The following is a 24447-nucleotide window of genomic DNA, read 5'->3' on the forward strand; positions in this document are numbered from 1 at the left end:
GGCGCTTTCATCGTGCGCTCCCGGGCGATGGCGACCAGGATTGGACCGCGGGTCAGCTCAGCAGTTCAACGCTCATCCATATTTAACGATGACAGCGCCATGAATTAACGAGAACAATCCTGCACTAACAAAAAACCCGTCCGGCTTGCGCGGGACGGGTTTTCATAAAATAGAACTTGCTGCTTACGCCGCGACCTCTTCCTCGCACAACGTCAGCTTGGCCGCCCGATGCCCATGCAACTGCGGCATCAACAACTCACTACGCTCTTCCAGCAACGCAAACACCTCATCCTTCGACAGCACATACTGCTCCAGCAAGGTATCCTTGAGCGACTCCATCACCAGCTTGTAATCGCGGATCGAATCGAGCGTGTAGCTATAGAGCGCATCCGCCTTCTCTTCCACCAGGCGCACGGTATGCTCGCCGCTGGCATCCTGCTGCAACTGGCTGTAATCGATCTTCGAGCGCGAATACATCGACAGGCGGCTCACCATCAGGTTCAGCATCTTGGTGATCTTCTCGATGTCGTTCTGGCTGCCGACCGAAATACCGCGCGCGCCATAAAACATCTCTTCCGCCGCCACGCCGCCATACAGGCCGACCACGTCACGCTCCAGCTCTTCGAGGGTGCGCAGCGACATGTCTTCGCCCGACTGCAGCACATAACCCAGCGCGCCGATCTTTGACACCGCCTCGGTACTGATCTTGAGCAGGTGCGACTTCTCCTTCACTTCGGCCAGGCTGAGACCCGCACGCAGATGCGGATCGATCTGCATGAAGAAGTGACCCAGCTCGTGCAGGGCGATGCGTTCGCGCTGCTTGTGCTTCTCGGCCGTCGTCGCGCGGTCGGTCAGGCCGATGGTGGCGCGTTCATAGGCGCGGAACATCAGGTTCGTGTTGATGATCGTCTTTTCCTGGATCGACAGCATGCTGGCGCGCTCGACCACGGTTTCCAGCAGCGCCGGACTCAGGTTCTGGGTGATCTCGGCCACCTGGTCCAGGTTCAGGTCTTCCCAATCGACCAGGCCATCCTTCTTGCGTCCCAGGAAGCTGCGCAGCAGTTCGCGGCGCTCGGCCTTGTTCGGCAGGCGGAAGTTGATCTTCACCGAGAAGCGGCGCAGCATCGCTTCGTCCATTTCCGTCGTGTTGTCGTCGAAGTTCGAGGCGACGATCCAGATCACGCCTTGCCCCTTGTCGCTCTTCACGCCGTCCAGCAGGCCGAGCATGGTGTTGGCGGTGTCGTCTTCCCATTTCTTTTCGCTGCGGCCGCGCGGCATGAACAGGCTTTGCGCTTCGTCCAGGAAGATGATGCACTTGCCCTTGGCGCAGGCCTTGCGGTACAGGGCGTTCAGGGCCTTCGAGCCGCCGCCGACATAGCCCGACTCCAGTGCCGACCCCGATGCCGAGATCATCGGCATGTCGAGGCGCTTGGCCAGGTAGCCCACCAGCTTGGTCTTGCCGGTGCCGGCAGGCCCGGTCAGCATCACATTGAACGGCTTGTCGATATTGTGCGACTGGTATTCGGCGCGGTTGCGGATCATGTCTTCCAGGTGCAGCACTTCCTGCTTGATGTCTTCCATGCCGATCAGGTCGTCCAGGCTGCCCTTGAGCTTGTCCGGGGTGATCATCGATACGCTCGTGCCCATGCCCGGGATGCCGAACTTGATCACGTACAGGATCATCAGCACCAGGATGATCGGGAAGGCATTGCGCTTGAGGAAGTCGCCGGTCTGGTCGAGCATGCTCACGCCCTCGTCCATCACCGCCTTATGGCTGGCCAGGAAATCGTCCCTGGCGATCGAATACGGAATCGCGTTCTTGAGCAGCACTTCGCGCTCGAGCGACAGGTGCGAGGTGCTCGGCACCTTCACCACGTGCAGGTTCGCGGCGTCCTTGAATTTATAGATGTAGCGCGGCGCCTCCGACAGCGGATGCGCGATCAGCAGGTAATCCAGGCGCGCCTTCTGCTCGGCCAGCGACGTGATCTCGGCGATGTTCTGCGAGTGGATCACCGGGCTCGGGTCTTGCGGCACATCGGACTTGAAGATCGCCACCGCCACCAGCATGCCCAGCAGGATAGCGGACAGGATGCGGACGTAAACGTTCTTGAAGGCAATCTGAAGTCGGGTGAAGTTGGGCATCTGGTTACTCGTCGAAAGGTGCGTCGTACTAAAGTGGAACTGCTGTTGCCGTATCGCGAAAGGCGGCGAGCGCGGCGTCGGCCATGGCCGAGATTTCAGACGTGTTGGTTGGGACGTTGCTGTGATGCCCGAGGGCAAGGGATAAGGAGACTATACCTTCAAAAAAAACCGCGGTGAATACCCCGCGGATAAAAAAACTGGGATTTTGATGATAATGGAAAAGCTGATAACGGTTTTAATTATCCGGGTGACAGCAATAATGATGAATGTGCCAATCAAACCACGATATCTTGCGAAATTCTCATTATCAATTTGCCTAATACCGCATTATATTTACTGCTGAGCGCTGTTTATTTACCACAGTCAACTATTGCCTTGAGTGCACGCAACATGCTTGCATCTTTCAGCAAAAACATGACTTCTTTCTACAACTCATGCATTCAATTGCGCGCAGTAAGGCCTGCGAATTTGCTATCCTGATGTAGCAAGATGGCGACCGCGGATGAAGTTTCAACTCATCCAAAGCTCGGTGGCATTTAGCTTGTAAAGAGGAACGGCTATGAAACGATATGCTCTGACGGCGGCGCTTGCGCTCTTCCTCGGCAATGCGGCCCAGGCCGCCGTTATCGATCTTGCTCCCGGCAATGGCATCAAAGCCACGCCGGCCACGCCAGCGGTGCACGACCTGGCAGTCACGGGCAACACGCACATCGTCACGCCGCCATCGCACCTGTCCGAGCTGCCCGAGCCGGAAGTGTTCGCGATGATGCTGGTCGGGCTGATCCTGATCGGCTACCGCGCCAGCCGCGACAGCAGCGACAAGTTCAAGTAGGCGGCTGACAGCGCGGCGGATGCGCGGCGCGGCCGGTCAGCACCCGGCCGGATGGCTGCACAAGCCGTGCAGCCTGGTGATCGTGCGCCAGTTGCGCGAGGTCGTGCCATCGCCCAGCCCCTTGCCAAGGGCCGCTGCGGCGGCGCTGTCGAGCACGCCTTCGGGGCACCAGACATAGGCTGCACGGCGGCCGATCGCCAGCGCCTCGGGCTGCCAGTCCTGGCCGCACAGGCAGGCAGCCAGCTCGCGCTCCGGCTCGCCCGCCAGCAAGAAGGCGAACAGGCGCGCATGGTCGTCGGCCAGGTCCAGCAAGGGATTGTCGTCGACGATGTCGGCCAGCTCCTGGCGCTCGAGCACGAATACGCGCGCCGCCACGCCAAGGCGCAGCACCATCGCTTCCTCGAGCGCCTGCGCCGCCTGGCTGGATGGCACGTCGGCGTCGAAGATCACATTGCCGCTGTTGAGCAGGCTGCGCACGCCGGTATAGCCCAGGCTTTCGACCAGCTTGCGCAGGTCGGCCATGGCAATCCGTTTGGCGCGGCCGACATTTACGCCGCGCAACAGAGCAATGTAGCGTTGGCTGGTCATGGGGGCATGGTAACGTGGCGCGGGCGATCGGTGCGCGCGTCTTGACGCATATAGCAGGCGGGACAGACAAACGATTGCTGATGCTTACAGAAATTCATCCGCGCCGGTGATAACATCGGCGCAGAATTGAATGGAGGTAATATGAGCGATGACCATACGATGGTCCCCGTGACCCAGGCAACGCCAGGCATGGTGCTCTCGGACGAGCTGCTGGACAATCAAGGCCTGGTACTGCTGGCCAAGGGCGCCGTCCTCAGCGAGGCGACCATCGCCTCGCTGCAGCGTCACCATATCGACGCCGTGCCGGTGGCGCGCGTCGAGGCGCACCGCGCGCCGGACGAGGGGGCGGTCGTTGCCCGGCTCTACCACCTGTTCCGCAAGCACGATCTGGAGGGCGACGAAGACTGGGCCGGCAAGCTGCTGCGCCGCTACGTCGAGGATTACCGCCTGGAGCGGCAGGTGGCGCCATGACGATCACTTCATCGATCACTTCCGATCAGTTGGTCCAGGACCTGCAAGACCTGCCCTCGCTGCCCGCGGTCGTGATGGAGCTGCTCGGCAGCATCGACCAGGAAGACGTCGATATCTCGGTGCTGGCCAGGAAGGTGTCGGCCGACCAGGCGCTGACGGCCAAGACGCTGCGCCTGGCCAACTCGTCGGCCTTCGGGCTGCAAGTCAAGGCCACCACGATCCAGCAAGCCATGACCTATCTGGGCTTCCAGGCCACGCGCAACCTGATCATGGCGGCGGCGATGACCGGCTGCTTCCCGAGCGGACGCTGCCCCAGCTTCGACGACAAGGCTTTCTGGCGCCTGTCGATCGCCACCGCCGCCTGCGCGCGGGTGCTGGCGCGCCATATGCGCTTCAACCAGGACGTGGCGTTCACGGCCGGCCTGCTGCACGGCATCGGCCGCCTGGTGCTGGTGACGCGCTATCCCGAGCAGTACGATGCCGTCCTGCGCGAACGCAAGCGCCTCGATGGCGACCTGCTCGCCACCGAACAGGCCATGCTGGGCGTCGACCACCTGCTGGCCGGCGCGGCGCTGGCCGAGCACTGGCAGTTCTCGGGCACGATGCAGCAGGCGATCGCCTTTTATCATGCGCCGGAAACGCCGGGGGCCGGCTTCCTGGCCACCATCGTCCACGTGGCCAATGCGGTGGCCCATGCGCTCGACCTGGCTGGCGACGCGGACGAGCTGGTGCCCGCCGTATCCAGCGTGGCCTGGACGGCGCTCGGTCTGCCTGAGGAAACATGGCTGCACGTGTTCCGCGAGACGGAACTGCAGTACGAGGAAATGACAGCCATCCTGATGGCATAGGCCGCAGGACGGTGCACGATGAATCAGTAGAAACTGGTGCGGCGCCGCTGCTGGAAGGTCAGCGTGGCGGCGCCGCGGCCCGCCAATACCGAAGGCATGACAGATGCGGCTGTCATGCCCACGGCATTAGTGCGCATAATTGCCGGAGGTCTTGCTCGACGCTTCGTTGGTCTGCGCGCCCTGGCCTTGCGGCTGGGCTTGCTGCTGGGCGGCAGCGGCTGCTGCGGCCTGTGCAGCTTTCTCTTCTGGCTTCGGACGTCCCTGGGCATCCGACAGGCGGTATTTGGTGCGGCGGTCGCCCATCAGGTCGCGCAGGTCACGGATGCTCATGCCGGTCACTTCGTGCATGCGGATCAGCAGCGAGGCGCCGACCGGCAGGCGGTGGTGGCGGATCTTGCTGATGACGGGCGGCGCCACTTCCAGCATGCGCGACAGGGCGGCGTCGTTTTTCAGTTGCATCTTGCCGAGCAGGATGTCCAGCAGGTGGTTCGGGTTGTAACTTTCCTGCGAAGATAGAGCGTGATGTTGTTGTGCCATGATAATTACCTCACGAGTTTGGTTAAAATAGTTCCCTTACGAACTTTTGTTAAAGACTACATTTCGTCAACATAAGTTCCCGGAACTTGTACAGGGATTAAACAGCGCTAATCTGAACATTCCCTTAAGAATTCCGGCCCACAGTGCTCCATGTTTCTTTCCACATACGCACTTGTCTTTCAAACAAATTATCTGTCCTGTACGCCAGTGCGATGACGAACCGGCGCATGTGACTCCTTGTCAGAAATCAAGCTAACGTGTGGAAAGCTTGTCACGTTTGCATTTCAGCACATGGGGCCCAATTGTGGCGCACGCAAGAGATTTCTTGGATAAATTTTGTAAATCAGAATCCAGTCAGAAGTCATTGATTTACATAGGGAAACACTTCATAACAGCGAAGCCATGTGTCATGAATAATAAAGTATGTTCGCTAGCGGACATTTAACAATCTAAGTATAAATACAATTACTTTAGGTAAAGAAATTAACAATTCCACGCGGCACTAAAATGGCCGACTCCGTGGGCAAACGGGGTCATTACCAAAGTACGGTAAACTGGCCTCGCCCCCTACCTTGTCGATGTCGCACTCGCCCCCAACTAGCAATTCCATGCAAAAAAAAGTATTCATTAAAACCTTCGGCTGCCAGATGAACGAGTACGACTCGGACAAGATGGTCGATGTCCTTGGCGCCTCGGACGGACTGGTGCGCACCGACACGCCGGAAGACGCGGATGTGATCCTGTTTAATACCTGTTCGATCCGCGAAAAATCGCAAGAAAAAGTGTTCTCCGACTTGGGCCGCATCAAGGAACTCAAGCGCAAGAAGCCAGAATTGGTCATCGGCGTAGGCGGCTGCGTCGCGTCGCAAGAAGGCGACGCCATCGTCAAGCGCGCACCCTACGTCGACGTGGTGTTCGGCCCGCAGACCCTGCACCGCCTGCCCCAGCTGATCCAGGACCGGCGCCAGTCGGGCAAGGCGCAGGTCGACATCAGTTTCCCCGAAATCGAGAAATTTGACTTCTTGCCTCCGGCTAAGGTCGAAGGCCCCATCGCGTATGTGTCGATCATGGAAGGCTGCAGCAAGTATTGCAGCTACTGCGTCGTGCCCTATACCCGCGGCGAGGAAGTCTCGCGCCGCTTCGAGGACGTGCTGACCGAGGTCGCCGGCCTGGCTGCCCAGGGTGTGAAGGAAATCATGCTGCTGGGCCAGAACGTCAATGCCTTCCGCGGCGCCATGGAAAGCGGAGAGACCGCCGACTTCGCCCTGCTGCTCGAATACATCGCCGAGATTCCCGGCATCGAACGCCTGCGCTTCGTCACCAGCCACCCGAAGGAATTCAGCCAGCGCCTGATCGACGCCTATGCCCGCATCCCGCAACTGGTCAGCCACCTGTACCTGCCGGTGCAGCACGGCTCCGACCGCGTGCTGGGCGCCATGAAGCGCGGCTATACCGGCCTCGAATACAAGTCGATCATCCGCCGCCTGCGCGCGGTGCGGCCGAACATGACCTTCTCGTCCGACTTCATCGTCGGCTTCCCGGGCGAGACCGAGGCCGACTTCGAGGCCATGATGAAGCTGGTCGAGGACGTGAACTTCGACAATAGCTTCAGCTTTATCTTCAGCAAGCGCCCCGGCACGCCGGCCGCGAACCTCGAAGACGACACCCCGCACGAGGTCAAGCTGGCGCGCCTGCAGCGCCTGCAAGCCCTGATCGACCTGAACACCCGCAAGCACAGCGCCGCCATGGTCGGCAGCGTGCAGCGGGTGCTGGTCGAAGGCGCCGCCAAGAAAGACGCCACCCAATTGCAGGGCCGCGCCGAGAACAACCGCGTGGTCCTGTTCCCGCTGGACGAGACCAATGCTTCGCTGATCGGCCAGTTGGCCGACGTGCGCATCGTCGCCAGCCACGATTACTATTTGCGCGGCGAACTCGTCGCCAACCTCGATACGATAGCCAAAGCCAGTTGAAAACACAGCCAACCCTGCCCTCTTACTTCATTCCCGAACCGCTCGACAATACGCGGCTCGCCCACCTGTGCGGCCCGCTCGACGAAAACCTGCGCCAGATCTCGGCCGCGCTCGACGTCACGGTGTTCCGCCGCGGTGAAAAATTCATCGTCAGCGGCGCCAATGCCGGACGCGCCGTCGAATTGCTGGAACGCTTCTATGCGGTCGCCAACAAGATCGTGCCGATCGAAGAGGTGCAACTGGCCCTGGTCGAGCAGCGCGCCGGCCTGAAGCCGCGCGCCGGCGATCCCGATGCCGCCCCGGCGGGCAAGGCCGACGCCCCTGAACAAGCCGACGCCGGCGCCGTACCGGAGAGCCTCGAGAGCCCGATCCTCAAGACCCGCCGCAGCGACCTGCGCGGCCGCACGCCGCACCAGATCCAGTACCTGAACGCGGTGCTGAACCACGACATCAGCTTTGGCATCGGCCCGGCCGGCACCGGCAAGACCTACCTGGCCGTGGCCTGCGCCGTCGACGCCCTCGAGCGCGACGCCGTCAAGCGCATCATCCTGACCCGCCCGGCCGTCGAGGCCGGCGAGCGCCTGGGCTTCCTGCCGGGCGACCTGGCGCAGAAGGTCGATCCTTACCTGCGTCCGCTGTACGACGCGCTGTACGACCTGCTGGGCTTCGACCGCACCCAGAAGCTGTTCGAAAAACAGGTGATCGAGATCGCGCCGCTGGCCTATATGCGCGGCCGCACCCTGAACCACGCCTTCGTGATCCTGGACGAAGCCCAGAACACGACCGTCGAGCAGATGAAGATGTTCCTGACCCGGATCGGCTTCGGCAGCAAGGCCGTCGTTACCGGCGACGTGACCCAGGTCGACCTGCACAAGACCCAGCGCAGCGGCCTGGTCGACGCCATGCACGTGCTGAAGGACGTGCGCGGCATCGAATTCACCCAGTTTTCGAGCGCCGACGTGGTGCGTCACCCGCTGGTGGCGCGCATTATCGACGCGTATGACAAAGACATGTCCGTCCAGGAACTGGGCGCCCTCCCCAAACCGACCCCGGTGAAACATGCAAGAAAAAAAACATCCCCTTGAGCTGGAAGTCCAGTTCGCCGATACCCGCCTCGAAGGCGAGATCACCGAAGCCAAGCTGCAGCGCTGGGTCGAGGAATCCCTGCTCGGGCCGGCCGAGCTGACCATCCGCTTCGTCAATGCCGAGGAAGGCCAGGCCCTGAACAAGGCCTACCGCGGCAAGGACTACGCCACCAACGTCCTCACCTTCGCCTATAACGAAGAAGAGGAACTGGGCGAGGACGACCCGACCCAGGCCGACATCGTGCTGTGCACCGACGTGCTGCAGCGCGAGGCCGAGGAACAGGGCAAGACGGTCGAGGAACACACGGCCCACCTGGTCGTGCACGGCGTGCTGCACGCCCAGGGCTGGGACCACGAAAACGAGGATGACGCCGAAGAAATGGAGCAGTTCGAGCGCGACATCATGGAGGTGCTGGGCTTCCCGGATCCGTACGCGGATTGAGCCAGGCAAACGGGTGCGCACTCGTGTAAATACTGGCCGCACCCCTATTTGGTGTATCCTACACCCCATTGCAACAACGGCTTCCCGCCAACTATGCCCGAGTATCCCAGTGACGTCCGACCGGACGCCAAACCCCACAGGTCACTGCTTGAACGGCTGACCGCCTTCATCTCCCCCGAGCCCGAAAATCGCGCAGAGCTCCTCGAAGTGCTGCACGATGCCCACGAACGCAACCTCCTCGACGCCGATGCGCTGTCGATGATCGAGGGCGTGTTCCAGGTTTCCGACCTGTCGGCGCGCGACATCATGGTTCCTCGTTCCCAAATGGACGTGATCGACATCACGAAGCCGATCGAGGAATGGATGCCCAACGTGCTCGAAACCGCCCACTCGCGCTTCCCCGCCATCGAAGGCGAGCGCGACAAGGTGGTCGGCATCCTGCTGGCCAAGGATTTACTGCGCTATTACGCTGAAGAATCTTTCGACGTGCGCACCAAACTGCGCCCGGCGGTCTTCATTCCCGAATCGAAGCGCCTGAACGTGCTGCTGCGCGACTTCCGCGCCAACCACAATCACATGGCGATCGTGGTCGACGAGTACTCCGGCGTGGCCGGCCTGATCACGATCGAGGACGTGCTCGAGCAGATCGTCGGCGACATCGAGGACGAATACGACTTCGATGAAGAAGAAGACAACATCATCTCGATCCGCGAAGGCCAGCATGGCCCACGCTGGCGCATCAAGGCGCTGACCGAGATCGAGCAGTTCAACGAGGAACTCGGCACCGAACTGCCGGACGACGAAGTCGACACCATCGGCGGCCTGATCGCCAGCCACCTGGGGCATATGCCGCACAAGGGCGAAGTGGTCGACCTGCACGGCCTGCGCTTCGAGGTGCTGCGCGCCGATGCGCGCCAGATCCACGTCCTGCTGGTCGAACAGTTGCCATCGCCTGAAGACGACCGCGACTGATGCTGCGCCGCCGGACCCAGACCACGACGGCGGCGCCCGAATTGGCCCAACGCGCCGCACTGCGCGGCGACAAGCCATCCGCGCTGCTGCTGCTCATCGCCGCGCTGGCCGGCGGCTCTTCCATCCTGTCGTTCCAGCCCTTCGGCTGGTGGCCGCTGCAATTGCTGTCGCTGGCCTGGCTGTTCTACCAGGTCGGGTTGAAGAGTTCGGTCAAGCGCGCGACCCTGATCGGCTGGGCCTTCGGCTTCGGCTGGTCGGTCGCCGGCATGCACTGGCTGTCCGTCCTCATGACCCGCTTCGCCCACCTTCCGGTGCTGCTGGCGGCGCTGGCGATCGTCCTGCTCGGCCTGTACATGGGCCTGTTCGCCGCCTTCACCGCCGGCGTCGCGACCTGGCTGCGCAAGCGCTGGTCGCTGCCGGTGGCCGCTTTCCTGCTGCTGGTGCTGCCCACGCTGTGGGGCGTGTCCGAATGGCTACGCGGCTGGGTGTTTACGGGCTTCCCCTGGGCTTCGTCGGGCTATGCCCACGACCTGGCGCCGCTGGCAGGCTTCGCGCCGCTGATCGGCGTCTACGGCATCGGCATCCTGGCCGGCGTCGGCGCCGGCTGCATCGCGATGCTGACCCAGCGCGCACGCTGGCCGGCGATTGGCCTGCTGGCGGGCCTCATGTTGGTGGGCGCGGGCCTGCGCACGGTCGAATGGACCCAGGAAACGGGCCAGCCGATCACCGTGCGTCTGCTGCAAGGCAATATCCCGCAAGACAGGAAATTCGATATGGAATTCCTGACCAGCATCGTCACGCGCTACCAGGCCATGATCACGGCGGCCCCGGCCGACCTGATCGCCACGCCCGAAACCGCCCTGCCCGTCTTCCCGCACAATCTGCCGGACGGCTACCTGGACGGCCTGCAGCGTTTCGCCACCAGCACCGGCAGCACGCTGGCGATCGGCCTGCCGCTGTTCGACGGTCCGGAAAAATACGGCAACAGCCTGATCGCGATGAGCCCCGAACCGAGGCCCTATCGCTACGACAAGGCGCACCTGGTGCCGTTCGGCGAATTCATCCCGCCGGGCTTCCGCTGGTTCACCGACATGATGAACATCCCGCTGAGCGACGCCACCCGCGGCGCCGCGCTGCAGGCCCCGTTCCAGGTCAAGGACCAGTGGGTGCTGCCGAATATCTGCTACGAAGACGTGTTCGGCGAAGAGATCGCCTATCAGCTGCGCAATGCGCAGCACCCGGCGACCCTGCTGCTGAACGTGTCGAACCTGTCGTGGTACGGCCAGTCGGTGGCCATCCCGCAGCACCTGCAGATCTCGCGCATGCGCACCCTGGAGACGGGCCGTCCGATGCTGCGTTCGACCAACGACGGCGCCACCGCCGTGATCGACCACCGCGGCAATATCGCGCAAGTGCTGCCGTTCTACACCGACGGCGTCCTGAGCGCGACCGTGCGCGGCGCGAGCGGCATGACGCCGTTCATCCGCGTGGGCAGCGCGGCCTTCCTGATGCTGGGAGGCGTGATGCTGCTCGGCGCGTGGTTCGCCGGACGCCGCTACCGCCTTAACAACAGCCAATCGAATAGCTGAGTTGAAATCGCCCCCCAGAGGGGCGCAAAAATTCAGTAGAATTAGTCATTTAGCAAACATACCGTGTTCGCGGCCCACTAGCCCCGTCCCATTCGAGATGCTCACATTCCAACAAATCATCCTCACCCTGCAGTCCTACTGGGACAAGCAGGGCTGCGCACTGCTCCAGCCCTACGACATGGAAGTCGGCGCGGGCACCTTCCACACCGGCACCTTCCTGCGTGCGATCGGCCCGGAGCCGTGGCGCGCCGCCTATGTGCAGCCGTCGCGCCGCCCGAAGGATGGCCGCTATGGCGAGAATCCGAATCGCCTGCAGCACTACTACCAGTTCCAGGTGGCCTTAAAGCCCGCGCCCGAGAACATCCTCGACCTGTACCTCGGTTCGCTCGAGGCGCTGGGCCTGGACCTCAAGAAGAATGACGTGCGCTTCGTCGAGGACGACTGGGAAAGCCCGACCCTGGGCGCCTGGGGCCTCGGCTGGGAAGTCTGGCTGAACGGCATGGAAGTCACCCAGTTCACCTATTTCCAGCAAGTCGGCGGCCTCGATTGCAAGCCGGTGCTGGGCGAGATCACCTATGGCATCGAACGCCTGGCCATGTACCTGCAGGGCGTCGAGAACGTGTACGACCTGGTGTGGACCGAGTGGGAAGAAGATGGGGTGAAGAAGTCCCTGTCGTACGGCGACGTCTTCCACCAGAACGAAGTCGAACAATCGACCTACAACTTCGAGCATTCGAACACCGAGATCCTGTTCCAGGCTTTCAACAACCACGAATCCGAAGCCAAGCGCCTGGTCGAGCTGCAACTGACCCTGCCGGCCTACGAGCAGATCATGAAGGCCTCGCACAGCTTCAACCTGCTGGACGCGCGCGGCGCGATCTCGGTGACCGAACGCGCCGCCTACATCGGCCGCGTGCGCACCCTGTCGCGCCTGGTGGCGCAAGCCTATTACGATTCGCGCGAGAAGCTGGGCTTCCCGATGGCCGGGGCCGCCGAGCGCCCGAAGACCGAACCAGCTGCGGCTTGAAAAGAACAGAACAGACCATGAACCAAACACTCCTCGTCGAACTGCAGACCGAAGAACTGCCGCCGAAGGCGCTCGTCAAGCTGGGCGCGGCCTTTGCCGCCGGCATCTCGAACGGCCTGAAGGCCCGCGACTTCCTGGAAGCCGATAGCAGCATCACCACCCACGCCACCCCGCGCCGCCTGGCCGTGTCGATCACGAACGTGCGCGACACCTCGCCCGACAAATCGATCCGCGAGAAGGTGCTGCCTGTCTCCGTGGCCCTCGACAAGGAAGGCAATCCGAGCGCACCGCTGGCCAAGAAACTGGCCGCGCTGGGCTTCCCCGACCTCTCCGTCGACCAGCTCGAACGCGCCCAGGACGGCAAGGCCGAAAGCTTCTTCTACACGTATACGGCCGCCGGCAGCCTGCTCGCCGGCGCCCTGCAGGACGTGCTGGCCGAGACGGTGGCCAAGCTGCCGATCCCGAAGGTCATGAGCTACCAGCGTCCGAGCGGCGACACCGTGCAGTTCGTGCGTCCGGTGCACCTCCTGATCGCGCTGCATGGCGACCAGGTGCTGCCGCTGTCGCTGCTGGGCCTGGCCGCCGGCCGCACCACGATGGGCCACCGCTTCCTGTCGCACGGCGGTCCGATCACGATCGGGCACGCGAACGACTACGCGCAAGTGCTGGAATCCGAAGGCAAGGTGCTGTCGTCGGCCGAAGCGCGCAAGGAAAGCATCCGCACCCAGCTGCTCGAGAAAGCCGGCGCCGACCAGGTGCTGATGCCCGAATCGCTGCTGGACGAAGTGGCGGCCCTGGTCGAATGGCCGGTGGTCTATGAATGCCGCTTCGAGGAAGAATTCCTGGCCGTGCCGCAGGAATGCCTGATCCTCACCATGCAGACGAACCAGAAATACTTCGCGCTGACCGATAGCGAAGGCAAGCTGCGTTCGCGCTTCCTGATCGTGTCGAATATCGCGACCGATGCGCCCGAGTCCATCGTCGGCGGCAACGAGCGCGTGGTGCGTCCGCGCCTGTCGGACGCCAAGTTCTTCTTCGAGCAGGACAAGAAGAAAACGCTGGAGTCGCGCCTGCCCCAACTGGCCAGCGTGGTCTACCACAACAAGCTCGGTTCGCAGGCCGAGCGCAGCGAGCGCGTCACCAAGCTGGCGACCTATATCGCCACCCGCCTGGGCTTCGACGCGGCGCTGGCCGAGCGCGGCGCGCGCCTGTCCAAGGCCGACCTGCTGACCGACATGGTCGGCGAGTTCCCCGAGCTGCAAGGCATCATGGGCACGTATTACGCGCGCCACGACGGCGAGCATGACGACGTCGCGCGCGCGGCGTCCGAACACTACCAGCCGCGCTTTGCCGGCGACGCCCTGCCAGCCACCAATACCGGCCTGGCGGTCGCCCTGGCCGACAAGCTCGAGACCCTGGTCGGCATCTGGGCCATCGGCCTGCAGCCGACCGGCGAGAAGGACCCGTTCGCGCTGCGCCGCCACGCGCTGGGCATCATGCGCATGCTGGTCGAGAAGCGCCTGCCGCTGTCGATCGCCGACATGCTGGCCGACGCGATGACCACCTTCGCCGACGAACCGGCGCGCTTTGACTCGCTGCGCGATCCGCGCGTCGAAGTGACCGCCTTCATGCTCGACCGCCTGCGCAGCATGCTGCGCGAGCGCGGCTTCTCGCCGAACGAGGTCGAGGCGGTGCTGGCCCAGAACCCGGACCGCGTCGACGACGTGGTGCAGCGCCTGGAAGCGGTGCAGGCCTTCGCGGCGCTGCCCGAGGCAGCCTCGCTGGCCGCCGCCAACAAGCGCATCACCAACATCCTCAAGAAGAACGAGGAAGCGATGCCGAAGGATGCCGCGGTCGACCCTGGCCTGCTGCAGGACCAGGCCGAGAAGGACCTGGCGGCCGCCGTCACCCGCGTACAGCCCGACGTCGATGCGGCCTTCGCCGCGGGCGACTTCAGCGGCACGCTCAAGACCCTGGCCCAGCTGCGCGACCAGGTCGACGCCTTCTTCAACGACGTGATGGTGATGGCCGACGACGTCAAGCTGCGCAACAACCGCCTGGCCCTGCTGGCGGTCTTGCACGGCATGATGAACCGCGTGGCCGACATCTCCAAGCTGGCGGCGTAAGATGGGCCACGAGCGAGCCAAGGAAGAACGGACGATGAAGCTCATCATCCTCGACCGCGATGGCGTGATCAACCACGACTCGCCGGACTTCATCAAGTCGCCGGCGGAATGGACCCCGATCCCCGGCTCGCTCGAGGCGATCGCCCGCCTGAACCAGGCGGGCTACCGGGTCGTGATCGCGACCAACCAGTCGGGCATCGCGCGCGGCCTGTTCGACATCGCGACCCTGAACGCCATCCACGCCAAGCTGCATGCGGCGGCCCAGCTGGTGGGCGCCGACATCGACGCCATCTTCTTCTGCCCACACGCGGCGATCGACGGCTGCGATTGCCGCAAGCCCAAGTCGGGCATGTTCGAAGAGATCGGCAAGCGCTTCAAGGTCAATCTCAAGGGCGTGCCCACCGTGGGCGACTCGCTGCGCGACCTGCAGGCAGGCTTCAACCGCGGCTGCACCCCCTACCTGGTGCTGACCGGGAAAGGCGAGAAGACAGAGGCCACCGGCGGCCTGCCGCCCGGCACCCAGGTGTTCCCGGACCTGGCGGCGATGGTCGCTGCATTCCTCAAGCCGGGGGCTACTGGTGCAACCGGCCCACAAGCTGCATAATCATAAAAAAAGCCGTCATAAAAAAGTAGTCCTGCACTATCCAGAACCAGATCGATTTGTCCGGAGCCCCTTTGCGTAACTTCAGTTTGTTCCTGCGTTCCCTGCTGTTCACGGTCGTCATGATCGTCGCCACCGTCATCTGGGCCTGCCTCTGCTTCCTGGCGGCGCCGCTGTCGTACAACAAGCGTTTCTGGTTCACCTCGCGCTGGAACGTCTTCATCATCTGGTGCGCACGCGTCATCTGCGGCATCCGCTACCAATTCAAGGGCTACGACAATCTGCCCGACGCGCCGGCTATCGTGCTCTCCAAGCACCAGTCGGCATGGGAAACGATCTTCCTGCTGCCCAATCTCACGCGGCCGCTGGTCTACGTCTTCAAGAAGGAGATCCTGTACATCCCCTTCTTCGGCTGGGCCATGGGCTTGCTGCGCATGATCCCGATCGACCGCAAGCAGGGCAAGAATGCCTTCGGCTCCGTCGTGCGCCACGGGAAGCGCCGCCTGGCCGACGGCCAGTGGATCATCATGTTCCCCGAAGGCACCCGCATCCCGGTTGGCCAGAAGGGCAAGTACAAGAGCGGCGGCACACGCCTGGCTGTGGAAACCCAAGCGGTGGTGGTGCCGATCGCGCATAATTCGGGCGAGTGCTGGCCCAAGAATTCATTCATCAAACGGCCCGGATTGATCACGGTCTCGATCGGCAAGCCGATCTCGCCCGAAGGCCATACCCCCGACAGCCTGATGGCAGAGGTAGAAAATTGGATAGAATCCGAAATGCGCGTCATTTCGCCCCACGCCTACAAAGGTGGTTGAGCGACGTCAGCGCCCAGATTCGTGAGTCGAGGCCACAGACCATGGCCTCGGCGAAGGTCGACGGCCACCAGTTGGAGTTGTTCGCGCAAGAATTCTTCGCGGCGCTGAGGCCTTCCGACAGGCCTCTCCCGCCCGCGCAGCCGCTGTTCAAGGCGCCGCCGGCGCCGCCCCGCATCAAGCTTCCCTCGCCGCCCGTCGGCCCGCAAGACCCTCCCCTGAAACGCATCAATCTCGGCCACCACACCATCGAGTACGCCCTGCGCCGTTCGTCGCGGCGCTCGATCGGCTTCACGATCGACGACGACGGCCTGCGCGTGACGGCGCCGCGCCGCGTAACGCTCGAAGAGATCGACAACGCGCTGCGCGCCAAGCAACGCTGGATCGTCGCCAAGCTGCTCGAGCGGGGAGAACGGCGCGACCAGCGCCAGCTGCGCCAGCCGGTCGAATGGAAGGATGGCGCGCGCCTGCCCTACCTGGGCGGCGACATCGTGCTGCGCCTCGAAGATGCGGCGCGCAGCCACTGCCAGTTCGACGCCGCCAGCAATGAACTATGGATCGGCGTGGTGCCGGGGCTGTCCGAATGGCAGCTCAAGGAAAGAGTGAAGCTCTGGTTCCAGGCCGAGGCCAAGCGCCTGTTCCGCGAGCGCCTGGACCATTTCGCGCCGCGGCTGGGCGTGAATTACAGCAGCTTCACGCTGTCGTCGGCCGGCTCGCGCTGGGGTTCGTGCACGGTGGGCGGCAGCATTCGCCTCAACTGGCGCCTGATCCACTATCCGCTGGCGCTGATCGACTACGTGGTGGCGCACGAACTGGCCCACCTGCGCGAGATGAACCACAGCCCGGCGTTCTGGGCCACGGTGGCAGAGGTGTATCCGGATTACGACGGCGCGCGCCTGGCGCTGCGCCGCCGCTCGCACGAGATGCCGGTGTTGTTCGAGGAGTGACGGGGGTGATGCCAGTGGTACGCGCATAACTTAGGTTCCCGCCAAGGCGCCCGGCGAGGGCGGGAACGACGTGGAGCGGTAGCGGACTACGGCTGTTCCCCAGCACCCTCACGCTTGAAACGTCGTTCCCGCAAAGGCGGGAACCTAAGTCTGCTCGCCAACCACCAGCACCAATCAGCGCAATGCCAACTCGTGCCGCGCCGCCGCCAGCTCGCGCATGGTGGCAACCTGGCCCTCGGACAGGCAACGGAAGGGAATCGGCAAGGTGCCGCGCTTGAGCACCATCATGAAACCGCGCGAGTAGGTGCGCACGGCGGCCACGTCGTCCCAGTCGATCAGGGTCACGCCGCCGCTGGTGCGCACGATGCCGTGTTCGTCGATGGTGAATTCATAGGTGCGCCGCCCGCGTCCGAGCAGGACGAAGTTCAGGGCCGCGCTGAAGGTGCTTTTCAGGCGCAGGAGCAGGCTGGCCGGCCAGCGCACGCGCCGGCGGCGGATCAGGAAGCCGCCATGCTGCCACATGAAACTGGTGTACTCGCGCAGCGAATAGCGCACGAAAAAGTGCAGCGCATCCAGAGGGAGCGCAAGGTCAGCGCGCGGCGGCGCCGGGACTTCGGTCGGTGCTGCGGTCATGATTGCCTCCAGCGCCTCTGCCGCCTGTTCCTGGACCAGGACCGACGTTGGGAAAACCGCGGGCTTTCCGCTACCGACCGGGCGATTGAACGACAACATGGCGCATCCCCTTTTGTTTTGTACCGTGCAGTTTTGAATGGTAACAAAACCTACCGGATATACCGTTGCACGAGTTCAACAGTGCGCAGGGTCGCCCCGCGGTGGCGGCGGGCGAAGGCCAGCGCCTTTTCCCCCATCGCCACCCGCGCCGCGCCGTCGCCCAGCAGGCGCACGGCCGCCGCCACCAGGGCGTCGGCGTCAGGCACCCGCAGCGCGGCGCCGTCGCCCACCGCCTCATTGGTGGCGTCGAGGAAGTTGAAGGTATGCTCGCCCACCAGCACCGGCTTGCCCAGGGCGCAGGCCTCGATCAGGTTCTGGCCGCCCAGCGGCAGCAGGCTGCCGCCGATATAGGCGCAATCGCAGGCCGCGTAATAGGCGAACATCTCGCCCATCGAATCGCCCAGCAGCACGTCGGCGCCGTCCACGCCATGGTCGAGATCGAGCTGGGAGCGCCGCGCCAGCGTAAGACCACGGGCCGAGGCCAAGCAAGCGACTTCGTCGAAGCGCTGCGGATGGCGCGGCACCAGCGCCAGGAGCGCTCCGGCGGGCTTGTCAGGCATCCGCTGCCAGGCGTCGAGGATCAGCACCTCTTCGCCTTCGCGCGTGCTGGCGCACAGGAACACCGGCCGTTCGGGGCCGCCGGAACGGATGCGGCTGCGCAGCCAGTCGCCCTTCTCCAGCGCCGCCGGCGGCGGCGTCACGTCGAACTTGACGCTGCCGGTGACCACCACGTTCGGCGCGCCGAGCGAGCCGATGCGCTCGGCATCGAGTTCGGTCTGGGCCGCGACCAGCGTAAAGCCGCGCGCCGCCTCCAGCATCACGGCGCCGGCCTTGCGGCCGCGCCTGAGGGATTTTTCGGACAGTCGGGCATTGGCCAGCACCACCGGAATGTCCAATCGCGTGCAGGCGTGGATCAGGTTCGGCCAGACCTCGGTCTCCATCAGGATGCAGGCGCGCGGGCGATGGCGGCGCAGGAAGCGCCGCGTCATGGCGCCCGTGTCATACGGCAGCCACGCTTGCACCACGCGTTCGCCATGGTGGGCGAACAGGGATTTGCCGGTGGCGCGCCCGGTGGGCGTCATATGGGTCAGCAGGATGCGGCAGTCGGGATAGGCAGCCAGCAGCGCATCGACCACCGGTTCGGCGGCGCGCGTCTCGCCGACCGAGACGGCGTGCACCATGATGGTGGGACGTTCGCCCGGCGCCGGACCGTCCAGGGCCAGGCGTTCGCCCCAGTGCGCGCGATAGCCCGGCTCCTTGCGGCCACGCCACCACAGGCGGCCCAGCACGGCCGGCAGGGCCACCCACCACAGGGCGGAGTACAGCGTGCGATTCATGCCGCGGCCAGCAGGCGGCGCGCGGCCGCCACCACCTCGTCGACCGATGGTGGCGTGCCCAGCTCGCCCAAGTTGACGATGCGCTCTGACCAGTTGCCCTCGGTCTTCCACTTCGGCGAATCGCAATAGATCTCGATCGTCGGCCGCACGAAGGCGGCGGCGATGTGGGTCAGGCCGGTGTCGACACCGACCGCGAGCCGCGCATGCTGGGCCAGGGTCACGGCGTCCATCATCGACAGCCTGGGCAGCACGCGCGCGTTCGGGATGCCGGCGGCCAGCGCCTCGGCGTCCCGGCGTTCGGCTTCCGAGCCCCAGGGCAGCAGCACCGGCATCGGCGCCAGCGCCTTGCCGAGCGCGATCCAGTTGGCGTCCGCCCACTTCTTGGCGGCGCGCGCTGTGCCGTGGAAGAACACCGCGTAGTCTTCCTGCGGCAGGAAGGCCGGACGCGTCGACGCATCCGGCGCCGGCAGGCCGAAGTCGGGCGCCGTATCGACCGGATAGTCGAGCGCCGCGCCGGCCACCAGCCGGCCGCGCGCCACCGCGTGGGTGCGCGGACTCAGGGGAATGCTGTCGGTATGGAAGATGCGCGAGATGCCTTCATAGCCCGAACCCTCGCTGCCGTTGGCCAGGCCGACCTTCTTGCCACCCTTGCGGATCCTGGCCGCGCCCATGATGATGCCGGTCTTGAGCAGGCCCTGGGTATCGAACACATAGTCGTATTCTTCCTCGCGCAGGGTGCGAAAGAAGCCGCGGATCTCGGCGCGCGTCTCCTTCTTGCCCAAGCTCTTGCGCCAGCGCCGCAGCGCCCAGGGGATCACCTTGCGCACGTGCGGATTCAGGCGCACCAGGCTGACGTAGCCTTCTTCGACCACCCAGTCGACGGTGGCGCCCGGATGGCGGCGCAGCAGGTCGGCGACCATCGGCAGGTTGTGCAGGACGTCGCCCAGGGACGACACCCGCACCAGCAGGATCTTCAAGCGATCACCTCAAAAAGGCAGATCGGCATCTGGCTTGGCGGCCAGGATCACGCTCTTGAACTCGGACTGGATGCGCGCCAGCGCTTCCGGATTCTCGCCCTCGAAGCGCAGCACCACGACCGGGGTCGTGTTCGACGAACGCGCCAGGCCGAAGCCGTCCGCGTACTCGACGCGCAGGCCGTCGATGTCGTTGATCTTTTGCGAGGTCGGGAACTTGGCGTCGCGGCGCAGCTGGTCGATCAATGTGAAATTCTCGCCTTCCTGCAGGTGCAGGTGCAGTTCCGGTGTGCTGCTGGCGATCGGCAGGCCGTTGAGCAGCGCCGACGGGTTCTGGCCTTTCGTCAGGATCTCGAGCATGCGCGCGCCGGCATACAGGCCGTCGTCGAAGCCGTACCAGCGGTCCTTGAAGAAGATGTGGCCGCTCATCTCGCCGCCCAGCGGGGCGCCGGTTTCCTTCAGCTTGGCCTTGACCAGCGAGTGGCCGGTCTTCCACATCAGCGGCTTGCCGCCGTTCTTCTCGATGTAGGGCGCCAGGTGACGGGTGCACTTGACGTCGTACAGGATCTCGGCGCCCGGGTTGCGCGACAGGACGTCGGCCGCGAACAGCATCATCTGGCGGTCCGGGAAGATGATCTGGCCATCCTTGGTGACCAGGCCCAGGCGGTCGCCGTCGCCGTCGAAGGCAAGGCCGATCTCGGCGTCGGTCTCTTGCAGCGCGCGGATCACGTCCTGCAGGTTCTCCGGGTGGGCCGGGTCAGGGTGGTGGTTCGGGAAGGTGCCGTCGACGTCGCAGAACAGCTCGACGACCTCGGCGCCCATGCGGGTGAACAGCTCGGGCGCGAAGGCGCCGGCGACGCCGTTGCCGCAGTCGACCACGATCTTGATCGGGCGCGCCAGCTTGACGTCGCCGACGATGCGCTCGATGTAGGCGGCGCGGATATCGTGGGTGCCGTAGCCGCCGCGCTGGTCGGCGATCTTGCCGTCATACGCCGCGATGCTGTCGTGCAGGCCGGTGATGGCGTCGCCATAGATCGCCTCGCCCGCCATCACCATCTTGAAGCCGTTGTAGTCGGGCGGGTTGTGGCTGCCGGTGACCATGATGCCCGAGCGGGTCTCGAGGACGTTGGTGCCGAAATAGACCATCGGCGTGGCGACCATGCCCAGGTCGATCACGTCGACGCCGGCGTCGCGCAGGCCTTCGGAGAGGGCGGCGCTGAGCTCCGGGCCCGACAGGCGGCCGTCGCGGCCGATCACGACCTTGCGCTCTCCCTTGGCCAGCGCGGCGGCGCCGAAGGCACGGCCAATGTGACGTGCGATGCCCGCATCCAGGGTCTTGCCGATGATGCCGCGAATATCATAGGCCTTGAAAATCGTTTTCGAGAGAGCAACCATGTTCTTCCTTGAAATTCTTGAGAGGCATGCACCGGTCATTTGATCGACCGTGGTCATCGCCGGATGTTGGAGGAATGATAAAAAATCGCTTGCTATTGTACCGGCAAGCGCTGGCGCCGTGGGATTGGCGCGCGTAGGATCGGCTGATTACGGGCGGCGTGGAATGCGCCCGGTGCCTTGCGGAATGCTGCCACCGCCTGCGCTGCGGAAGTGAGGTTCCACGACGCAGGGGGAATACGATCAGACGCGCAGATCGTCGATCGACTTGCCGCCTTCGACCCATTCCTTGACCCACTTCGGCTGGCGGCCGCGGCCGGTCCATTGCAGGTTGGAATCGTCTGGGTGGCGATAGCGCACGGCGACGGTGGCGCCTTTCGAACCGCGGCCGGTAGCAGCCATCAGGTCTTTCAGCGGCAAGCCGACGCTTTGGGCGATGGCCAGGATTTGCTCGCGGGCTTTTTGCACTTCCTGGACTTCACGCTTTTTCATCTCCTGCTTGATTTGCTCCTGCAGGTTGCGCAAATCGCCTACGGACATATTCGACAGATCCATCATCGTTCCTCGTTCGTTAAAGATTAAATGCAGATTCAGCAATTACTGAATCTAGTGAATTCTCACTAATTGTCGCAATATAATACATCAATAAACCGTGGCTAGTCCTTCTTGCTTAAAAAAAGCCAGCGTGGAGACTTGAATCGAACAATACGGCCATACAACCAGAGGTAACTGATTATGAACAACAAACAGAAGAACATCAGGGCCGTCGTGTTTTTCCAGAACACCGTCGCCGGTATCACCGCCAGCAGTGAAAACAGCCATAAATAAGGAGATGTCCGCGCATTGCGCTTCATCAATGCGCGTGCCTCGCGCGGCCCCACTGTCCATTGCACGATACGGCGGAATATCAAACTGTGCAGGTGAATACCATCCGGCATCGCCGGCGACTTACCGCGCACAAACATGCGCCGATAAGCGGAGAATATCGTTTCGAAAGCCGGATAAATCAGCAATAGCGCCGCATACCAGGTCGACACGCCGGGATTGCGCATCACCAGCAGCAGCGCCAGCTCACCGAGCAGGAAACCGATGAAATAGGCGCCGCCGTCGCCCAGGAAGATCAGCCCCACCGGATAGTTCCAGATCAGGAAGCCGGCGGTGGCGCCGGCCACGATCAGCGCGGCCACCAGCACGAACATATCGCCCACCTGCAGCGCCACATAGGACAGCGACAGCAGCATGAAGATGCTGATCACGCCCGCCAGGCCATTGAAGCCGTCGATGATGTTGATGGCGTTGGCGATGCCCGCCACCGCCAGCATCGTCAGCGGCAGCACGATCCACAGCGCCTCGATCGGCAGCACGGCCCACGGCAGGTCGAGCCGGCCGACGCGCGCGTCGAGCAGCCAGTAGCCGAGCGCCGCCGCGATCATCGTCAGCGTCAGCCTGCGCAGCGGGGAAACGCGGCCGGTGTAATCCTCGGCGATGCCGCCGGCGAGCGCGATCGAGGCGCAGGCGATCAGGGTGGCGAGCCAGGCCATCATTTGCGGCTCGCGCAGGATCGATATCCCGGACGCCACCACCACTGCGAGAAAGATTGGAATGCCGCCGATACGCGCGACCGCGTGCGAGTGCACTTTCTGCACGCCGCCAAAATCGCCATCGAGCCCCAGCCCATGTTTTCGCGCGGTCTTGATAACCAGCAGGGTCAGCAATGCGCAGGAAAGGAAGCTCACGAAAAACGAGAACATTATTGTTTTCTTTCGATGCCTGTATGTGAAGCCGCGAAGGCGCGTATTCATTGTACCGGAATGGATGGGTATTTCCGGGCGCACGTATTTAACATGCCCGCAGTGTTCGCCTGCAGTGTTGGAACTGAGTCAAAAAATGTCGATGCGCACGCATTTCGGACACGAGACAGGCGCGGGGATCAACAAACGCGGGGCCGGTGACAACGCCGGCGAGTAAAATCATTTAGTATCCGCAAAAGCAACAACAACAGCTTCACGGGCCAATCTCAAAAATATGAAAACCTATGCCATTGGCGACCTCCAGGGTTGCGCGCACGAAGCGCAACTGCTGCTGGACCGAATCTTCGAAACGGCGGGCCCCGATACGCGCGTCCTGTTCGTGGGAGACCTGATCAATCGCGGCCCCGATTCGCTCACCGCGCTGCGCCGCATGAAGGCCTTATCGGAATCGAGCGGCGGGCGCATCGAAGCCCTGCTCGGCAACCATGACCTGCACCTGATCGCGGTGGCGGCCGGCGTCCAGCGCCTGAGCCGCTCCGACACCCTCGACGAGATCCTGGCCGCGCCCGACCGCGACGACTTGATCGCCTGGCTGCGCCAGCGCCCGCTGGCGATCTTCGTCGACGCCCACCTGCTGGTGCACGCCGGCGTGGCGCCGCAATGGGATGCGCGCCAGACCATGGCGCTGGCCGGCGAAGTCGAAGCCGCGCTGCGCGGCGACGGCTGGATCGATTTTCTGGGCGCCATGTACGGCAACCAGCCGGACCGCTGGGACGATGGCCTGGTGGGCATGGACCGCCTGCGCTGCATCGTCAACGCCCTCACCCGCATGCGCCTGTGCGCGCCGGACGGCACGATGGACTTCAAGCACAAGGAAAGCGACGCCGGCCCGGCCGGCTCCGGCCTTTTACCCTGGTTCGACCTGCCACAGCGGCAGACCCAGGACGTGACGGTGGTGTTCGGCCACTGGTCGGCGCTGGGCCTGGTGCAGCGGCCGAACCTGATCGGCCTCGATAGCGGCTGCGTGTGGGGCGGCAAGCTGACGGCGGTCTGCCTGGACGACCGCACGCTGTTGCAGGTGGATTGTCCCGAGTATCGGGAGCATGGCGGGAAGAAGCGCTAGCCCGTCGTTGCCGTGTTGTGACACCTTCCCCATGCACGTCGTTCCCGCGCAGGCGCACTGGTGTCCGGAATATTTATACGCAAAGTATGCATCGTCATCCCCGCGAAGGCGGGGATCCAAGTGAAATCACAGAATGTTCATGCTCTTGC

At 63.7% G+C, this 24447-nt stretch carries 23 protein-coding genes; 14 read left to right on the plus strand and 9 right to left on the minus strand.

What is annotated here, in order from left to right:
- Positions 1-183: 183 nt before the first annotated feature.
- Positions 184-2142, minus strand: a complete 1959-nt coding sequence (locus SOM61_RS25815; protein ID WP_320476722.1) for an AAA family ATPase — start codon at positions 2140-2142, stop codon at positions 184-186.
- Between the two features lie 559 nt (positions 2143-2701).
- On the opposite strand from SOM61_RS25815, the gene SOM61_RS25820 reads away from it, so the two are divergent.
- Positions 2702-2974 carry a hypothetical protein gene (locus SOM61_RS25820; protein WP_320476723.1) on the plus strand — a complete coding sequence of 91 codons (273 nt, stop codon included), beginning with the start codon at positions 2702-2704 and terminating at the stop codon, positions 2972-2974.
- A gap of 36 nt (positions 2975-3010) precedes the next feature.
- Here the strand turns inward: SOM61_RS25820 and SOM61_RS25825 are convergent, their stop codons facing one another.
- Entirely contained in the window at positions 3011-3562 is a 552-nt protein-coding gene (locus tag SOM61_RS25825; protein WP_320476724.1) for a DUF1697 domain-containing protein, read from the minus strand.
- A gap of 141 nt (positions 3563-3703) precedes the next feature.
- On the opposite strand from SOM61_RS25825, the gene SOM61_RS25830 reads away from it, so the two are divergent.
- Together SOM61_RS25830 and SOM61_RS25835 are read left to right on the plus strand one after the other, a co-directional pair.
- Positions 3704-4033: a hypothetical protein gene (locus tag SOM61_RS25830; protein WP_320476725.1), complete on the plus strand. Its 330-nt coding sequence runs from the start codon at positions 3704-3706 to the stop codon at positions 4031-4033.
- On the plus strand, positions 4030-4881 hold the full coding sequence (locus SOM61_RS25835; protein ID WP_320476726.1) for an HDOD domain-containing protein: 852 nt from the start codon (positions 4030-4032) through the stop codon (positions 4879-4881). Before SOM61_RS25830 ends, SOM61_RS25835 begins: the two co-directional genes overlap by 4 nt.
- Positions 4882-5007: 126 nt before the next feature.
- Here SOM61_RS25835 and SOM61_RS25840 read toward each other — a convergent pair whose 3' ends face one another.
- Positions 5008-5418 (minus strand): hypothetical protein, encoded by a 411-nt coding sequence (locus tag SOM61_RS25840; RefSeq protein WP_320476727.1) that lies wholly within the window; start codon positions 5416-5418, stop codon positions 5008-5010.
- Between the two features lie 608 nt (positions 5419-6026).
- Between SOM61_RS25840 and miaB the strand changes: the two genes are divergently transcribed.
- From miaB to SOM61_RS25890, 10 genes are all read left to right on the plus strand, one after another.
- Complete coding sequence (gene miaB / locus SOM61_RS25845; protein WP_320476728.1) at positions 6027-7388, plus strand: tRNA (N6-isopentenyl adenosine(37)-C2)-methylthiotransferase MiaB; 1362 nt, start codon at positions 6027-6029, stop codon at positions 7386-7388.
- Complete coding sequence (locus SOM61_RS25850; RefSeq protein WP_320476729.1) at positions 7385-8473, plus strand: PhoH family protein; 1089 nt, start codon at positions 7385-7387, stop codon at positions 8471-8473. Before miaB ends, SOM61_RS25850 begins: the two co-directional genes overlap by 4 nt.
- Positions 8448-8915 carry an rRNA maturation RNase YbeY gene (gene ybeY, locus SOM61_RS25855; RefSeq protein WP_123072041.1) on the plus strand — a complete coding sequence of 156 codons (468 nt, stop codon included), beginning with the start codon at positions 8448-8450 and terminating at the stop codon, positions 8913-8915. The genes SOM61_RS25850 and ybeY overlap by 26 nt, the downstream gene beginning before the upstream one ends.
- Before the next feature lie 93 nt (positions 8916-9008).
- The gene (locus SOM61_RS25860; RefSeq protein WP_320476730.1) at positions 9009-9887 is read left to right on the plus strand and encodes an HlyC/CorC family transporter; all 879 of its coding nucleotides are present in this window, start codon (positions 9009-9011) and stop codon (positions 9885-9887) included.
- Positions 9887-11476, plus strand: coding sequence for an apolipoprotein N-acyltransferase (gene lnt / locus SOM61_RS25865; RefSeq protein ID WP_320476731.1), 1590 nt, complete (start codon positions 9887-9889; stop codon positions 11474-11476). The genes SOM61_RS25860 and lnt overlap by 1 nt, the downstream gene beginning before the upstream one ends.
- A 97-nt stretch (positions 11477-11573) precedes the next feature.
- Entirely contained in the window at positions 11574-12503 is a 930-nt protein-coding gene (glyQ, locus tag SOM61_RS25870; RefSeq protein ID WP_320476732.1) for a glycine--tRNA ligase subunit alpha, read from the plus strand.
- Positions 12504-12520: 17 nt separating this feature from the next.
- Complete coding sequence (gene glyS / locus SOM61_RS25875; RefSeq protein WP_320476733.1) at positions 12521-14629, plus strand: glycine--tRNA ligase subunit beta; 2109 nt, start codon at positions 12521-12523, stop codon at positions 14627-14629.
- Between the two features lie 34 nt (positions 14630-14663).
- On the plus strand, positions 14664-15233 hold the full coding sequence (gmhB, locus tag SOM61_RS25880; RefSeq protein WP_320476734.1) for a D-glycero-beta-D-manno-heptose 1,7-bisphosphate 7-phosphatase: 570 nt from the start codon (positions 14664-14666) through the stop codon (positions 15231-15233).
- Positions 15234-15304: 71 nt separating this feature from the next.
- Positions 15305-16045, plus strand: coding sequence for a lysophospholipid acyltransferase family protein (locus SOM61_RS25885; protein ID WP_320476735.1), 741 nt, complete (start codon positions 15305-15307; stop codon positions 16043-16045).
- Between the two features lie 41 nt (positions 16046-16086).
- Positions 16087-16989, plus strand: a complete 903-nt coding sequence (locus SOM61_RS25890) for a M48 family metallopeptidase (protein WP_320476736.1) — start codon at positions 16087-16089, stop codon at positions 16987-16989.
- A gap of 174 nt (positions 16990-17163) precedes the next feature.
- On the opposite strand, the gene SOM61_RS25895 is transcribed toward SOM61_RS25890, so the two are convergent.
- From SOM61_RS25895 to SOM61_RS25920, 6 genes are all read right to left on the minus strand, one after another.
- The gene (locus SOM61_RS25895; protein WP_320476737.1) at positions 17164-17622 is read right to left on the minus strand and encodes a YcxB family protein; all 459 of its coding nucleotides are present in this window, start codon (positions 17620-17622) and stop codon (positions 17164-17166) included.
- 149 nt (positions 17623-17771) lie between these two features.
- Positions 17772-19058 (minus strand): lipid IV(A) 3-deoxy-D-manno-octulosonic acid transferase, encoded by a 1287-nt coding sequence (waaA, locus tag SOM61_RS25900; RefSeq protein ID WP_320476738.1) that lies wholly within the window; start codon positions 19056-19058, stop codon positions 17772-17774.
- Complete coding sequence (gene waaC / locus SOM61_RS25905) at positions 19055-20035, minus strand: lipopolysaccharide heptosyltransferase I (RefSeq protein ID WP_320476739.1); 981 nt, start codon at positions 20033-20035, stop codon at positions 19055-19057. Before waaC ends, waaA begins: the two co-directional genes overlap by 4 nt.
- Positions 20036-20044: 9 nt before the next feature.
- Positions 20045-21427, minus strand: a complete 1383-nt coding sequence (locus tag SOM61_RS25910; RefSeq protein ID WP_320476740.1) for a phosphomannomutase/phosphoglucomutase — start codon at positions 21425-21427, stop codon at positions 20045-20047.
- A gap of 240 nt (positions 21428-21667) precedes the next feature.
- The gene (locus SOM61_RS25915; RefSeq protein ID WP_320476743.1) at positions 21668-21979 is read right to left on the minus strand and encodes an H-NS histone family protein; all 312 of its coding nucleotides are present in this window, start codon (positions 21977-21979) and stop codon (positions 21668-21670) included.
- A 101-nt stretch (positions 21980-22080) separates the two neighbouring features.
- Positions 22081-23175: an MraY family glycosyltransferase gene (locus tag SOM61_RS25920; protein WP_320476741.1), complete on the minus strand. Its 1095-nt coding sequence runs from the start codon at positions 23173-23175 to the stop codon at positions 22081-22083.
- A gap of 274 nt (positions 23176-23449) precedes the next feature.
- On the opposite strand from SOM61_RS25920, the gene SOM61_RS25925 reads away from it, so the two are divergent.
- Complete coding sequence (locus SOM61_RS25925; RefSeq protein ID WP_320476742.1) at positions 23450-24298, plus strand: symmetrical bis(5'-nucleosyl)-tetraphosphatase; 849 nt, start codon at positions 23450-23452, stop codon at positions 24296-24298.
- Positions 24299-24447: the final 149 nt, after the last annotated feature.

Origin of the sequence: Massilia sp. CFBP9012, from assembly GCF_034045115.1 — a bacterium.
GTDB lineage: Bacteria > Pseudomonadota > Gammaproteobacteria > Burkholderiales > Burkholderiaceae_D > Telluria.

Coding starts and splice junctions, on each gene's coding strand:
- miaB (WP_320476728.1), top strand. CDS start 6,027: ATGCAAAAAAAAGTATTCATTAAAACCTTCGGCTGCCAGATGAACGAG.
- ybeY (WP_123072041.1), top strand. CDS start 8,448: ATGCAAGAAAAAAAACATCCCCTTGAGCTGGAAGTCCAGTTCGCCGAT.
- SOM61_RS25860 (WP_320476730.1), top strand. CDS start 9,009: ATGCCCGAGTATCCCAGTGACGTCCGACCGGACGCCAAACCCCACAGG.
- waaA (WP_320476738.1), bottom strand. CDS start 19,058: ATGAATCGCACGCTGTACTCCGCCCTGTGGTGGGTGGCCCTGCCGGCC.
- SOM61_RS25915 (WP_320476743.1), bottom strand. CDS start 21,979: ATGGATCTGTCGAATATGTCCGTAGGCGATTTGCGCAACCTGCAGGAG.
- SOM61_RS25815 (WP_320476722.1), bottom strand. CDS start 2,142: ATGCCCAACTTCACCCGACTTCAGATTGCCTTCAAGAACGTTTACGTC.
- glyQ (WP_320476732.1), top strand. CDS start 11,574: ATGCTCACATTCCAACAAATCATCCTCACCCTGCAGTCCTACTGGGAC.
- SOM61_RS25830 (WP_320476725.1), top strand. CDS start 3,704: ATGAGCGATGACCATACGATGGTCCCCGTGACCCAGGCAACGCCAGGC.
- gmhB (WP_320476734.1), top strand. CDS start 14,664: ATGAAGCTCATCATCCTCGACCGCGATGGCGTGATCAACCACGACTCG.
- SOM61_RS25820 (WP_320476723.1), top strand. CDS start 2,702: ATGAAACGATATGCTCTGACGGCGGCGCTTGCGCTCTTCCTCGGCAAT.
- SOM61_RS25825 (WP_320476724.1), bottom strand. CDS start 3,562: ATGACCAGCCAACGCTACATTGCTCTGTTGCGCGGCGTAAATGTCGGC.
- SOM61_RS25920 (WP_320476741.1), bottom strand. CDS start 23,175: ATGTTCTCGTTTTTCGTGAGCTTCCTTTCCTGCGCATTGCTGACCCTG.
- SOM61_RS25835 (WP_320476726.1), top strand. CDS start 4,030: ATGACGATCACTTCATCGATCACTTCCGATCAGTTGGTCCAGGACCTG.
- SOM61_RS25895 (WP_320476737.1), bottom strand. CDS start 17,622: ATGACCGCAGCACCGACCGAAGTCCCGGCGCCGCCGCGCGCTGACCTT.
- SOM61_RS25890 (WP_320476736.1), top strand. CDS start 16,087: ATGGCCTCGGCGAAGGTCGACGGCCACCAGTTGGAGTTGTTCGCGCAA.
- lnt (WP_320476731.1), top strand. CDS start 9,887: ATGCTGCGCCGCCGGACCCAGACCACGACGGCGGCGCCCGAATTGGCC.
- glyS (WP_320476733.1), top strand. CDS start 12,521: ATGAACCAAACACTCCTCGTCGAACTGCAGACCGAAGAACTGCCGCCG.
- SOM61_RS25910 (WP_320476740.1), bottom strand. CDS start 21,427: ATGGTTGCTCTCTCGAAAACGATTTTCAAGGCCTATGATATTCGCGGC.
- SOM61_RS25840 (WP_320476727.1), bottom strand. CDS start 5,418: ATGGCACAACAACATCACGCTCTATCTTCGCAGGAAAGTTACAACCCG.
- SOM61_RS25925 (WP_320476742.1), top strand. CDS start 23,450: ATGAAAACCTATGCCATTGGCGACCTCCAGGGTTGCGCGCACGAAGCG.